This is a genomic window from Bacillota bacterium (assembly GCA_012837285.1).
Taxonomy (GTDB): Bacteria; Bacillota; DTU030; order DUMP01; family DUMP01; genus DUNI01.
The window spans coordinates 1-12,131 of sequence record DURJ01000186.1 but is presented as its reverse complement, the minus strand read 5'-3'; the positions used below and the strand labels follow the sequence as shown (position 1 = coordinate 12,131).

Below are 12,131 nucleotides of genomic sequence, written 5' to 3'. Positions count from 1 at the left end.
TTTTATTTGGGCGAGCGTCTTCGGCCTATAACTAGTCTCCGAACTGGGCAAGCTAGGGTAGGATCCGGAAATACTTCAGGAAGGAGGCTCAGATTGTGACTGTAGGCCAAAAGTTGCACCAGACATTGGCTTCGCTGGAGAGCGCTGTGGGTACTCTGAAGGGCTTTTCCTTAGATACTCAAGATCAAAATGCCAAACAGCAATTCGACAGCTATGCTCGCCAGTTGGACCAAATTGTTCAAGGATTAAAAAGCCGTACTAACTATGCGGAAAGCCAGGAACCAAGTTACAAAATGTCTCCCCAGGCCGGCCAAAACCAACCTAAGGGCGGTGGCCGGTTGGTCTAAAGAAGCGGGCTTAAGCCCGCTTCTTTAATTCTTAGTCTCAGGTTCTTGTTCCGGCCTTGAGCCGGCTACCAACGATTCTAGCTCTTGTAAAAAGCGCTCTACATCGGTAAAACGGCGATAAACCGAGGCAAAGCGGACATAAGCCACTTCATCCAACTGACGCAGCCTCTCCATCACCAAGTCGCCGATGGTGGTGGAGGGTACTTCCTCCATTAAGGCGTTGCGAATTTCCCGTTCCACTTCCTCGGCCAAACCCTCTAAAATAGCTAAGGAAATAGGTCGTTTCTCACATGCTTTTACCAAGCCCGCCAGGATTTTTTGCCGGTTAAAGCGTTCCCGGCGGCCGTCACGCTTCACCACGAAGAGGGGCTGTTCCTCTACCCGTTCGTAAGTGGTAAAGCGACGTTTGCAGCCGCTACATTCCCGGCGACGGCGGATAACCGAGCCGCCCTCTGCCGGCCTGGAGTCCAGCACTCGAGTATCAGACTCGCTACAGAATGGACAGCGCATAGCGCCACTCCCCTCGTATAGATAATGTCCCTGGCAGCTGCTTGAAGGGGGCCTAGAATTTGATCCGCTGGGATAAATTGCTCGCAACAATGATCGCCGGTTTTGCCTCCGGCTTAGGAGCTTTGCCTCTACTCTTTGTCAGCCAAGTATCCGCTTGGCTCCAAGGGGTGCTGCTGGGTTTTGCCGGTGGCATGATGACCGCTGCCGCCCTATTGTCGCTTATTCCCACCGCCTTGAACAAAGAGAGCCTATGGCAAGTGCTGCTGGGCCTAATTGCCGGCGCCGGCTCCCTGGTGATTCTAGATCTATTATTACCCCACCATCATACCAGAACCGGAAAACCCAGAGCCTCCGGCTGGAAAACCTCCCTGATGATCCTGGCCGCAATAGTGCTCCATAACCTGCCGGAGGGTCTCTCCATGGGCATCGGTTATGCTTCCCAAGAAGATCAAATTGGACTCATACTCACCGTCGCCATCGGCGTCCAGAACATTCCGGAAGGATTGCTAGCGGCTGTGTCCCTGCGGGACCATGGTATTTCTGGTCTGCAGGCCGTGGGCCTGGCGTTGCTAACCGGGCTAACCGAGCCGCTGGCAGCCCTGGTAGGAATGGTACTGGTGGATTGGCTGCAGGATATTTTAGGTTTTGCCTTGGGTTTTGCCGCCGGGGCTATGCTTTATGCCGTATCCGACACCTTAATCCCCGATAGCCACGAGCACGGATTCGAACGTCTGGGCACGTTCGGATTTCTGGGCGGGGTCATGGTCCTGATATTGATTCAGCAATTGATGCGCTGACAGCTTTTTCTAGCTACCAAGCAGGGATCTTGGCTGGAAGCCCGAATACTATTATGTATAATCTTAACATGGGAGAGGATAAACATGCAATTGGCTCCCTTCTTGGTGGAGCACTGGCTTAACACCCACGAGCTAACTGCCCGGTATAACCTGGCTGAAACCGATGCCAAACCCCTTACTGTACAAGAATTACTTGAGCTCGCCCAAACGGATGCCGAAGAACTTCTGGATATACCCATCTCCTACAACCCGACCCTGGGATCAGATCCCCTGCGCGAGCTTATCGCCGGCTTCTATCCCGGTTCCACGGCTGCTAATGTTTTGGTGACTACCGGAGCTATGGAAGCGGACTTTTTGCTGGCCAATATCTTAGTGGATCCTGGCGATACCGTCATCGTTCAATATCCTGCTTATCAGGTGCTATATTCTGTGGCTGAAGCCCGCGGAGCCCACGTCAAGTTTTGGCAGCTGACTCGGGACGAAGGGTTTAAGCCCAATCTAAAGGAGCTGGAACGGCTCATCGACAACAAAACCAAGCTGCTAGTTTTGAATATACCCCACAATCCGACCGGGGCTGTTATCAACGAAACAGACTTGAAAACTATTCTGGCTTGGGCCGAACAAAAAGGCTTCTGGGTATTGTGCGACGAAGTCTATCATGACCTGGCTTTGGAACCGGGTCGAGTGCCCCCGTACGCCCGAACATTGAGCCCCAGGGCCATCAGCGTCGGCAGTATGTCTAAAGCCTACGGCCTGTCCGGACTAAGACTGGGTTGGTTCGTAGGACCCCAAGACTTGGTGGACACAGCCTGGCAATGGAAGGATTATACCACCATATCCATCTCTCCTGTTTCCGATTTCCTGGCCCGGCTGGCCCTGGCCAATAAGAAAGTTGTCCTCGCTCGCAATACTGCCATCGCCCGTACGAACTGGGAAGTGCTCTTGAGTTGGCTCAATCAATGGTCAGACCAGATCGATTATGTGCCGCCTGCAGCCGGCGTACTGATCTTTCCCTGGCTGAAGCGGGCGGATATTTCCGGTACCGACTTTTGCCAGGGCGCCTTTGACCAAGAAGGAGTGCTTCTGGTGCCCGGTGAAGCCTTCGGTCAGCCCGGCCATTTCCGCCTCGGTTTTGGCGGTGATCCCGAGACCTTCTCCACCGGTCTCGAGCAACTCAGCCGTTTTTGCGCCGGCCTGAAATAATACGCACTGGATCTTAGAAGAGAGCGGCCTTAGGGCCGCTCTTGTTTGACCAGGGTGCTGCAAGCCCCGGTCTGTCTATTGCTTAGTTAGACTTCTTCGGCGACCAGTTCGTCACCTTCCAGCTTCAACACCAGTTCTACCCCGCAATAAGGGCACTCCACCGTATCCCCGGGGCCTGTTCCGGCTGGGATCTCAAATTCCAGGTTACACACCGGGCATAGCACCATCAGGCTCACCTCCGCTGTTTTATGGCCTAATTATAGCATCGGGCAGCCGGCCAAATCAATAACTATTACTATGCCTAAAGGCACATGTCCTTCGGATACAAGCTGGCCACGTTGCCCAGCCACAAGGTTGCCAGGCCTGTCCTCGACGCGGAGCTTGGCCCTTATTCAAAAGAGCGAGGCGAAGGAGGGAAAACCGCCGATGCATGTGTGAGCCCCGAAGGGGCGAGTTCAGAGGCGGCCCGAAGCCGAGCTCGGTCGTTCTGGCGGGCCGCGCGAAGCGTGAGGAGAGGCCCGCAACCGTCAACGGAGCTAAGGCAGGGACAGAGCCCCTCCCTTACAACACGACCGATTGTGGTCAGCAGCGTACCTCCACCGTAGCCACATAGGGCTTAAGCTGAGCTGCCACTTGATGCAAAAACTCATCAGGATAAGGTGGCCGCCGTTCAAGCGATGGATCTAGCAGGGGCCCGATGGATCTGAACTGCTGCAGCACATATTTTTTCGCCCCAGCCAATTCCCGACCCAATGCCATTAAGTCGGCCTTATCTAGCAACCCCGGCACCACGGTGGTCCGGAATTCGTACGCCGGTGCCTTTTCCTTTACCAGTTCTATACTGTCTCGCACCGCTACCGCCGCCGCAACCCCGCTGACCACACTATATTTTTCCCCTGGGGCTTTTACATCCAAGGCCACATAATCCAATAGTCCGTCCGCCAGCAACCTAGCCAACACGCCAGGCCTAGTGCCGTTAGTGTCAAGCTTGATCTTAAGCCCCAGCGCCCTAATCTCCTGTACCAGATCAGGCAAGCCTGGATCCAGCGTGGGCTCGCCCCCGCTGATGCACACTGCCGGTACCAACTTCCTCCGTTGGCCTAGCTGTTTTAACAGTTGAACCCGATCTACCGTCGGCCAAGCGCCTGCTTCAGTAACCAGCAAGGGATTATGGCAGAAACCGCAGCGCATATTGCAGCCGCCGTAAAATACTGTGGTGCAAATCTGTCCAGGATAGTCGACAAAACTAACCCGCTCCACTCCTCTAATTCCCATGGCACTCATTTCACCCTCGTTGTCATCCACTTCTAACCCAATCTGATCCAGTGGCTACTTCCCGGCGATCTGACTTGACTCCGCTGCGACACTAAAGGTGCTACGCTGGCGAAATTCTTCTTGTTTACCTAGGTTCCAATTTTTCACCGGCCGGTAATAACCCACCACCCGGCTCCACACCTCGGTCTCGTGGCCACAGCGGGGACAGGTGAACTGCTCCCCCACCAAGTAACCATGCTGGGGACACACACTAAAAGTAGGCGTGAGGGAAAAATAGGGCAACCTAAACTGGCTGAACACCGTTCGGATAGTCTGTTCACACGTCTTTAAGTCGGTCACTCTCTCACCTAAGAAAGCGTGAAACACGGTGCCACCGGTATACTGTGTCTGAAGCTCGTCCTGGTGCTCAAGAGCAGTGAACAAATCCCTGTTGTGGTTAACCGGCAGCTGGGTAGAATTCGTGTAATATGGCTCTTTGTCACCGGATGTGATAATATCCGGGTAGAGCTGTCGATCCAGTTTAGCCAGGCGGTAACTGGTTCCTTCTGCCGGCGTAGCCTCCAAATTGAACAGACGCCCGGTCTCTTCCTGGTAATCACTTAGCCGTTCCCGCATAAAAGCCAGCACTTGCCGGGCCAAAGCCTTGCCCTCGGCAGTATCAATACCTTGCCCCAGCAGATTGAGCGCCGCTTCATGCAGACCCACAATGCCGATGGTATTGAAATGGTTCTCCCAGTAACTCCCAAAACCGGCCTTTACAGTCCGAAGGTAAAAACGAGAATAAGGATAGAGACCCTGTTCGGTAAACTGTTCCAACGCCTTCCGCTTTAAGATTAGGCTTTCTTTAGCCAGATCCATGCGTTTGGCTAAGATTTGCAGAAACTCATTCTTACCCCCGGCCAGATAGCCGATTCGAGGCAAATTGATGGTTACCACACCGATGGATCCCGTGAGCGGATTGGCCCCGAATAAGCCGCCACCCCTGTGTTTGAGCTCGCGTACATCCAGCCGCAGCCGGCAACACATGGAGCGAACATCCTCCGGGTCCAAGTCCGAATTGATAAAGTTGGCGAAATAAGGAATACCATATTTGGCCGTCATATACATAATTTTCTCAGCCACTGGAGTCCCCCAAGGAAAATCGGCCGTGATATTATAAGTAGGTATAGGAAAAGTAAATATCCGGCCCTTGGCATCGCCTTCCGTCATTACTTCACAAAAAGCCTGGTTTAACATGTCCATCTCGGCTTGAAACTGGCCGTAACACTCCTGCCGGCGCTGTCCGCCGATGATCACCGGTTCGTCCTGCATGGTCTTAGGCGGCCGCACGTCGAAAGTAAGATTGACAAATGGGGTTTGAAAACCCACCCGGGTAGGTACATTAAGATTAAAGATGAACTCCTGGAGAGCTTGTTTTACCTCCCGGTAACTAAGGTCGTCATAACGGATAAACGGTGCCAAGTAGGTATCGAAGCTGGCCAGGGCTTGGGCACCGGAAGCTTCGCCCTGCAGCGTATAAAAGAAGTTGGCAATTTGGCCTAGAGCCGTGCGCAGGTGCCGGGCCGGGGCGCTTTCCACTTTTTGAGCCGCACCTTTAAAGCCCTCCAGCAACAGATCCGACAAATCCCAGCCACAGCAATAAACGGCCAAAAGAGCTAAGTCGTGAACATGGATATCCCCGTTAGAATGGGCTTGAGCCACCGCCGGGGGATAAATTCGGTTGAGCCAGTAGCACGATGTTACCGCCCCGATGATATGGTTGTTGAGCCCTTGGAGGGAGTAGTCCATGTTGCTGTTTTCCTTTACCAGCCAGCTCTCCTCTTTTAGGTAGCGCACAACGGTCCTTTCCACATCCAGAAACACATGTTCCAAACTCCGCCAATCGGCCCGTTGCTTACGATACAGTATATAGGACTTAGCTGTACGGGCATGTCCATTTTCTATCAGCACTTTCTCCACGATATCTTGAATCTCTTCCACCTCAGGAATATTTGAATGGCCGTAGCGGTCGGCCAGAATCCGTTCCACTTCCACGGCCAATTGTTCGGCCCGCTCCCGATCACCGCCGCCTACCGATTGGGCCGCCTTGAAAATAGCTGTGGTTATGCGGTTGCGATCATAGGGGACCAAGCGGCCATCTCGTTTTCTGATTTGGTTAAGCAACGTACCCTCACCCACCTCAAGTAATTTGCCACCTACAACATGTAGTGGTATGTTAAGTATAGACCCACTATATAAGCAATGTCCAGCCCTAAACAATGCAGCCAAAGACTGTTAACTGAAAATAGAAATCGATACCGGCGTTGCCCGCTTAATAGCTCACAAACTCGTTTCCAGCTTCTGGAGGTGTGTCTATGTCCCGTCCCTGCCGCCAACTTATCGCTTGGCTCCTGGCAGCATGCGTAGCTGCCTACAGCTTGTCTCCGGTTCTGGCCGCTCCCAGCGCGCCGCCCGGCGCTACCATGACGGCCATAGAGGAAAGAGACCGGCTCATAGCTGAAATCCTCGAGTTAGACACCAAGCTAGCTTTGCTGTACAGCGAAAAAGCCGCGGCTGAGACCCGGTTGGAACAACTGCGAGGCGCCTTAAGAAGCACGCAACAAGAAAAAAGCCGCTTGCTAGCGGCCGCAGCCGAAGAGGAACAAAATGTCGGTCGGTGGTTACGGTTCTTAGTGGAAGAAGGTAGTCTCACCTATCTGGATGTCTTGCTGGGCGCGGTGAATCTGGCTGATTTCTTGAACCGCTTAGACATAGTTGTCACCATCATCGAAACCAATGTAAACAGCCTAAATAAACTACAGGCCCTAACTGTTCAAATCGAAACCCAAGCACAAGAGTATCGGGCCCGTGAACAAGACATCGCCCATGTTTATGCGGCTATTAATCGCAGTCTGGAGGAAGCCCAGCGGTTGCGTCAAGCTAAGTCTCTGGCCCTGGCTGAGGCCGAAAAAAAGCTGGACGACTTTCCGGCCATATTGGCTCTTAGTCAAGCCTGGGAAAAAGTGTTACCGGACATTGAGCGCTGCCTGGATCGACTGAGCAAATTACCCTGGCATACAGTTGAGCCGGACAAAGTACAGCTGGACTACCTCCGCGGCCAAGCCGAGGTAACCTTTAAGCAAAATACCTTGGAGAATCTCTTGAATCGCGGCCTTAGCGCTCAGGATAGGTTTTCCCTGCAGTGCCAACCGGGACTTATGGTCTTAAAGCGTCCAGGGTTGGATTACAGCATTAGCTTTACCATCCGGTCCGAGAACCGGCGCTTGGTATTTGTGCCGCACTCGGTCCTGGTAGGCCAAACAAAGGTACCGGACAGCGCATTGGAGCTGTTGTTTAAAGATCGGGATCTCAGTTTGAACATCCCCCTCATGGCCGGGCTGCAAATCGCCTCAGCTGAAATCAGCGCCGGCGAGATGCGCATCTTCCTCAAGCGAGGTACTTAATCCAGACCCCCGGCCCCTTTGCCGAGTCCAGGCCGAAGCCTCGCCGGAGCACTACGCGAAGCCTCGGGCTACTCGGTGATCATTTCATTCTACGCAAACATTCCCTGGCTTTTCCGGCTAAGTACAGCGAGCCGCAGACCAGCACCGTATCTTTCGGTCCGGCCAGGGTTAAGGCCTTATCGACGGCTCGGCCGATATCCGGCTCCACCAGCGTATCTACCCCCAAAAGCCTTAGCTGGGCAGCTACGTCCTTTGGAGCAGCGGCGCGGGGGCTGTCGGGCCTGGTGACAACCGCCTTGGAGGCAAAGGAAGCAAAAACCCTCAGAATACCGTTAACATCTTTATCCGCCAGTACTCCCACCACCAACAGCAGGCGACCGGCCGGCAAGTACTGCTCCACTGTCCGCGCTAAGGCCTCAGCACCGCTGAGATTATGAGCGCCGTCAATTATAGTCAGCGGCTTTGTCTTTACCACTTCAAACCGGGCTGGCCAACGAGCCGCTGCCAGCCCCTGGCGGAAAGCAGCCTCACTGATACCGGCACCTTGTTCGGCTAACACTCGCCACGCACAAGCTGCTGTGGCTGCATTTTCCAGTTGGTGCGGTCCCAACAGTTTGATCCATAAGTCCGGATACAGGCGGTCAGCCACTTTCAAAGTAAAGCGCTGACCGCTTAAATTATGCTCCTTAGGGTGTACAAACACCGAATCCTCGGTGGCATAAAGGACGGCCTGGTTCCGATCCGCTACAGCTCGAATAGCAGCTTCCGCTTCTGCCTCTTGGGCCCCCATTACCACCGGCACCTTCGGTTTGATGATGCCTGCTTTCTCACCGGCAATGGCGGCCAGCGTGTTACCCAGCACGGCCATGTGATCGATGCCGATGCGGGTGATCACAGCCAGCTTTGGTACCACCACATTAGTAGCATCCAGCCGACCGCCCAGACCTACTTCCAGCACCAAGTAATCCACCCGGCGGGCCGCAAAATACAAGAAGGCTACCACGGTTAACACTTCAAATTCCGTCAGTATTAAGCCGCTTTCGGCCTGTAACCTGTCCACTACCTCCCGCACCTGGGTGAAGTAAAGGGCCAGCTCATGTTCGGCTGCCTCCACCCCATCCGTTAGAAACCGCTCTTGGTACTGGACCAGATGAGGGGACGTATACAGACCGGTGCTATATCCCGCCGCCGTCAACACCGAGCTGATAAAGGTGGCCACCGACCCTTTCCCGTTTGTACCGGCCACATGGATAATACTTAGCCCTTTTTCCGGCCGTCCTAAATTATCCAGTACATGATTGATCCGTTCGAGACCCGGCCGGCTGCCAAACTGCCCTAGCAACTCCAGCCACGCCAGCGCTTCCTCCCAGTTCATAACACACCTCTTTCTACCGGTTCCCCTGAAGCTGAAACAAGCGCTCCTTCAGGCGGGCCAACTTGTCGCGATAACCGGTTTCCTTCTCCCGTTCGTTTTGCACCACTTCAGCCGGTGCCTTAGCCAAAAAACCTTTATTGGTGAGCATCCGTTCCGAACGCTTCACTTCGGCCTCCATAGCAGCAATCTCTTTTTCGACCCGAGCAATTTCTTTCTCCATGTCCACTAAGTCAGCCAGCGGCAGATAAACCTCCACCCCGTTGGTGATAAAACTCACTGCCTGGGGCGGCTTCTGGTCTGTAATGGCACCGGTGACCACTTCACTGGCCCAAGCCAGGCTCTCAAGGTACGCACCTGCTTGGTTCAGAACTGCCGCCGCCTCCGGTTGGGCCTGGATGATTACCCGGGCTCGACGAGTAGGCGGAACCTCCATTTCAGCGCGAGCGTTCCTGATGCCCCGTACCACTTCCTGGATCAAAGCGAAGTCCGCCTCCGCTGTCAGATCCTGTTCTCCCATCGGCTCCGGATAAGGGGCGATCATAATGCTTTCACCTGTATGCGGTAGGTGCTGCCATATCTCCTCGGTGACAAAAGGCATAAAAGGATGCAGCAGCCTGAGGGTGCGCTCCAGGACTTCCCAGAGGACATACTGAGCCGTCTGGCGCCTTGGTCGGTCGTCTCCGTACAGGCGCAGCTTGGCCAGTTCCACGTACCAGTCACAGAACTCATCCCAGATAAACTCGTACAGCAGCCTGCCGGCCCCACCCAGATCGTAGCTGTCGATAAACTCTATTACCCGGTTTCTCACCGTGCTGAACCGACTTCTGATCCAGCGGTCGGCCAAGGTAAACTCTAACGTTGAGACATCGATCTTCTTGGGATCGAAATCTTCCAGGTTAAGCAAGGCCAACCGGGCCACGTTCCAAACCTTGTTGGCAAAATTTCGGGTAGCTTCTACCCGTTCCCATTGGAATCGGAGGTCATAGCCGGGAACACTGCCGGTAATAAGCATAAACCGCAGCGTATCGGCCCCGTACTTTTCAATCACTTCCAGCGGATCGATCCCGTTACCCAAGGATTTACTCATCTTACGCCCCTGAGCATCCAGAACCAGCCCATGGATGAATACATCTCGAAAAGGCACGTCGTCCATAAACGGCAGGGCCATGAAAATCATCCGGGCTACCCAGAAGAAAATAATATCGCGCCCGGTGACCAATACCGAGGTGGGGTAAAAGTAGCCAAGATCCGCTGTCTCCTCCGGCCACCCCAAGGTGGAAAACGGCCACAAAGCCGACGAAAACCACGTGTCCAGAACATCGGGATCCTGATCAATCTTACTGCTGCCACAGGCACAGCAAGAGGTGATGTCTTCCCTGCTGGCAATCTCGGCCCCGCAATCGCGGCAATACCAGACCGGAATCCGGTGTCCCCACCAGAGCTGCCGTGAAATACACCAATCGCGGATATTCTCCAACCACTGGCAATAGATTTTGGTGAAGCGCTCCGGGACAAATCTAATGCGCCCGTCTTTTACTGCCTGCAAAGCCGGTTGCGCCAACGGCTGCATCTTCACAAACCATTGTTTAGACAGCAGCGGTTCGATTACCGTGCCACAGCGAGAGCAATGCCCAACCGCATGAGCCAAGTCCTCCACCTTTACCAGGTAACCCCCGGCTTCTAATTCCTTCACCAGCCGCTGCCGGCACTCATAACGATCCTGTCCGGCGAACTTATCGGCAGCGGCTGTCATTTTCCCATCTAAATCAATAACCGAAACTTGATCTAGATTATGGCGCTGCCCCACTTCGAAGTCGTTAGGGTCATGGCCGGGCGTTATTTTCACTGCCCCGGTGCCGAAGGCCGGATCCACATAATGATCGGCAATAATAGGCAACCGGCGCCCCACCACCGGCAAAACAGCTTCTTTGCCCACTAAATCCTGGTACCTTCCATCATGCGGGTTTACAGCCACAGCCGTATCACCCAGGATTGTTTCCGGGCGCGTGGTAGCTACAGTAATGTAGCCATCGTCATCGGCCAGCGGATAACGTACATACCATAAATGGCCGGCTAAATCCTCGTGCTCCACTTCAATGTCGGAAATGGCCGTGTGGCACTTGGGACACCAGTTCACAATATAGTTTCCCCGGTAAACCAAGCCGCGCTCGTACAAACTGACAAATACCTCGCGCACAGCCCGGGAACAGCCTTCGTCCATAGTGAAGCGTTCCCGGGTGAAGTCACAGGACGCTCCCAGCCGCTGCAGTTGAACGATAATTTGGCCGCCGTACTGGTGCTTCCACTCCCAGACCCGATCCAAAAATTTTTCCCGCCCTAGCTCCCAGCGGCTGAGGCCCTCCTTGGCCAACTCTGCCTCCACCCGCGCTTGCGTGGCAATGCCGGCATGATCTGTCCCCGGTAGCCACAAAGTAGGGTTGCCTTGCATCCGCTGATAGCGGATAAGAACATCTTGAATAGTATTATCCAAAGCATGACCCATATGGAGAGCTCCGGTCACATTGGGCGGCGGGATCACAATGGTATAGGGTTCCTTCTCCGGTTCGATCTCCGGCGTAAAGTAACCGTTATCCAGCCAATACTGATACCATTTCTCTTCTACCTTATGGGGATCATATACAGTAGGGATCTCTCTCGTTGTCATGGGTATCTTCCTTTCCTAATGTTTTATATTTCGTATCCGCCCGGCCCCGTTGGGCTGGGTAAAGACTGTGCTTCGTTGTCATCTTGAAGGCTTTGCCTGAAGGATCCTGTTTAAGATTCTTCAGTCGCTTTGCTCCTTCAGAATGACAGGAAACCCTTGCATTTATTGTGGTACGGGTAACGCATGCAAATTCTTACCAAACGAAAGTCAAGATTGTCACCCTGAGCAAACGGAGGTCGAGATTGTCATCCAGCCTGCCCAGCCTGCCCAGAGCGAAGCGTAGGGAGCGAAGCGCAGGATCTAAACAGCATACGGTAATACAAAAACCTCCGCCCGCAAAGGACGGAGGACCGTGGTACCACCTTAATTCCCCGGCCAGAGAAAATCCCCAGCCAGGCTCTTGGCCTTAACGCGGCCCACGGCCCAGGCTACTTTTTTCACCTGAGCGGCTCTTGGGCGACTTTCGGCGCTACCTCCGAGGAAACCTTCCAGCCGCGGGTTTCCCTCTCTGGACGG

The 12,131-nt window shown here is 54.1% G+C and carries 10 protein-coding genes; 4 read left to right on the top strand and 6 right to left on the bottom strand.

Features of this window, described 5'->3' with window-relative positions; all coding sequences use genetic code 11:
* Nucleotides 1-95 precede the first annotated feature (95 nt).
* Nucleotides 96-347, top strand: coding sequence for a DUF1657 domain-containing protein (locus GX016_10470; GenBank protein ID HHT71964.1), 252 nt, complete (start codon nt 96-98; stop codon nt 345-347).
* Nucleotides 348-371: 24 nt separating this feature from the next.
* Here GX016_10470 and nrdR read toward each other — a convergent pair whose 3' ends face one another.
* Nucleotides 372-857, bottom strand: a complete 486-nt coding sequence (gene nrdR, locus GX016_10465; protein HHT71963.1) for a transcriptional repressor NrdR — start codon at nt 855-857, stop codon at nt 372-374.
* A 59-nt stretch (nt 858-916) separates the two neighbouring features.
* Between nrdR and GX016_10460 the strand changes: the two genes are divergently transcribed.
* The gene (locus tag GX016_10460; GenBank protein HHT71962.1) at nt 917-1,654 is read left to right on the top strand and encodes a ZIP family metal transporter; all 738 of its coding nucleotides are present in this window, start codon (nt 917-919) and stop codon (nt 1,652-1,654) included.
* An 84-nt stretch (nt 1,655-1,738) separates the two neighbouring features.
* Nucleotides 1,739-2,857, top strand: a complete 1,119-nt coding sequence (locus GX016_10455; protein ID HHT71961.1) for an aminotransferase class I/II-fold pyridoxal phosphate-dependent enzyme — start codon at nt 1,739-1,741, stop codon at nt 2,855-2,857.
* 86 nt (nt 2,858-2,943) lie between these two features.
* On the opposite strand, the gene GX016_10450 is transcribed toward GX016_10455, so the two are convergent.
* The 3 genes from GX016_10450 to GX016_10440 all read right to left on the bottom strand — a co-directional run bounded on the left by GX016_10450 (nt 2,944) and on the right by GX016_10440 (nt 6,295).
* Nucleotides 2,944-3,084, bottom strand: coding sequence for a sulfonate ABC transporter (locus GX016_10450; GenBank protein HHT71960.1), 141 nt, complete (start codon nt 3,082-3,084; stop codon nt 2,944-2,946).
* A 355-nt stretch (nt 3,085-3,439) separates the two neighbouring features.
* Nucleotides 3,440-4,141 (bottom strand): anaerobic ribonucleoside-triphosphate reductase activating protein, encoded by a 702-nt coding sequence (locus GX016_10445; protein HHT71959.1) that lies wholly within the window; start codon nt 4,139-4,141, stop codon nt 3,440-3,442.
* A gap of 45 nt (nt 4,142-4,186) precedes the next feature.
* Nucleotides 4,187-6,295 carry a ribonucleoside triphosphate reductase gene (locus GX016_10440; protein ID HHT71958.1) on the bottom strand — a complete coding sequence of 703 codons (2,109 nt, stop codon included), beginning with the start codon at nt 6,293-6,295 and terminating at the stop codon, nt 4,187-4,189.
* 191 nt (nt 6,296-6,486) lie between these two features.
* Here GX016_10440 and GX016_10435 point away from each other — a divergent pair, with 191 nt between their 5' ends.
* On the top strand, nt 6,487-7,575 hold the full coding sequence (locus GX016_10435) for a hypothetical protein (protein HHT71957.1): 1,089 nt from the start codon (nt 6,487-6,489) through the stop codon (nt 7,573-7,575).
* 79 nt (nt 7,576-7,654) lie between these two features.
* Here GX016_10435 and GX016_10430 read toward each other — a convergent pair whose 3' ends face one another.
* Nucleotides 7,655-8,950 (bottom strand): bifunctional folylpolyglutamate synthase/dihydrofolate synthase, encoded by a 1,296-nt coding sequence (locus tag GX016_10430; GenBank protein HHT71956.1) that lies wholly within the window; start codon nt 8,948-8,950, stop codon nt 7,655-7,657.
* A gap of 13 nt (nt 8,951-8,963) precedes the next feature.
* A complete protein-coding gene (locus tag GX016_10425; GenBank protein HHT71955.1) occupies nt 8,964-11,615 on the bottom strand; it encodes a valine--tRNA ligase in 2,652 nt (883 codons plus the stop codon).
* Between the last annotated feature and the right edge of the window lie 516 nt (nt 11,616-12,131).

Bases quoted from the DNA above. Each gene is read 5' to 3' on its own strand.
- nrdR (HHT71963.1), bottom strand. From the start codon at position 857: ATGCGCTGTCCATTCTGTAGCGAGTCTGATACTCGAGTGCTGGACTCC.
- GX016_10425 (HHT71955.1), bottom strand. From the start codon at position 11,615: ATGACAACGAGAGAGATCCCTACTGTATATGATCCCCATAAGGTAGAA.
- GX016_10445 (HHT71959.1), bottom strand. From the start codon at position 4,141: ATGAGTGCCATGGGAATTAGAGGAGTGGAGCGGGTTAGTTTTGTCGAC.
- GX016_10430 (HHT71956.1), bottom strand. From the start codon at position 8,950: ATGAACTGGGAGGAAGCGCTGGCGTGGCTGGAGTTGCTAGGGCAGTTT.
- GX016_10435 (HHT71957.1), top strand. From the start codon at position 6,487: ATGTCCCGTCCCTGCCGCCAACTTATCGCTTGGCTCCTGGCAGCATGC.
- GX016_10455 (HHT71961.1), top strand. From the start codon at position 1,739: ATGCAATTGGCTCCCTTCTTGGTGGAGCACTGGCTTAACACCCACGAG.
- GX016_10450 (HHT71960.1), bottom strand. From the start codon at position 3,084: ATGGTGCTATGCCCGGTGTGTAACCTGGAATTTGAGATCCCAGCCGGA.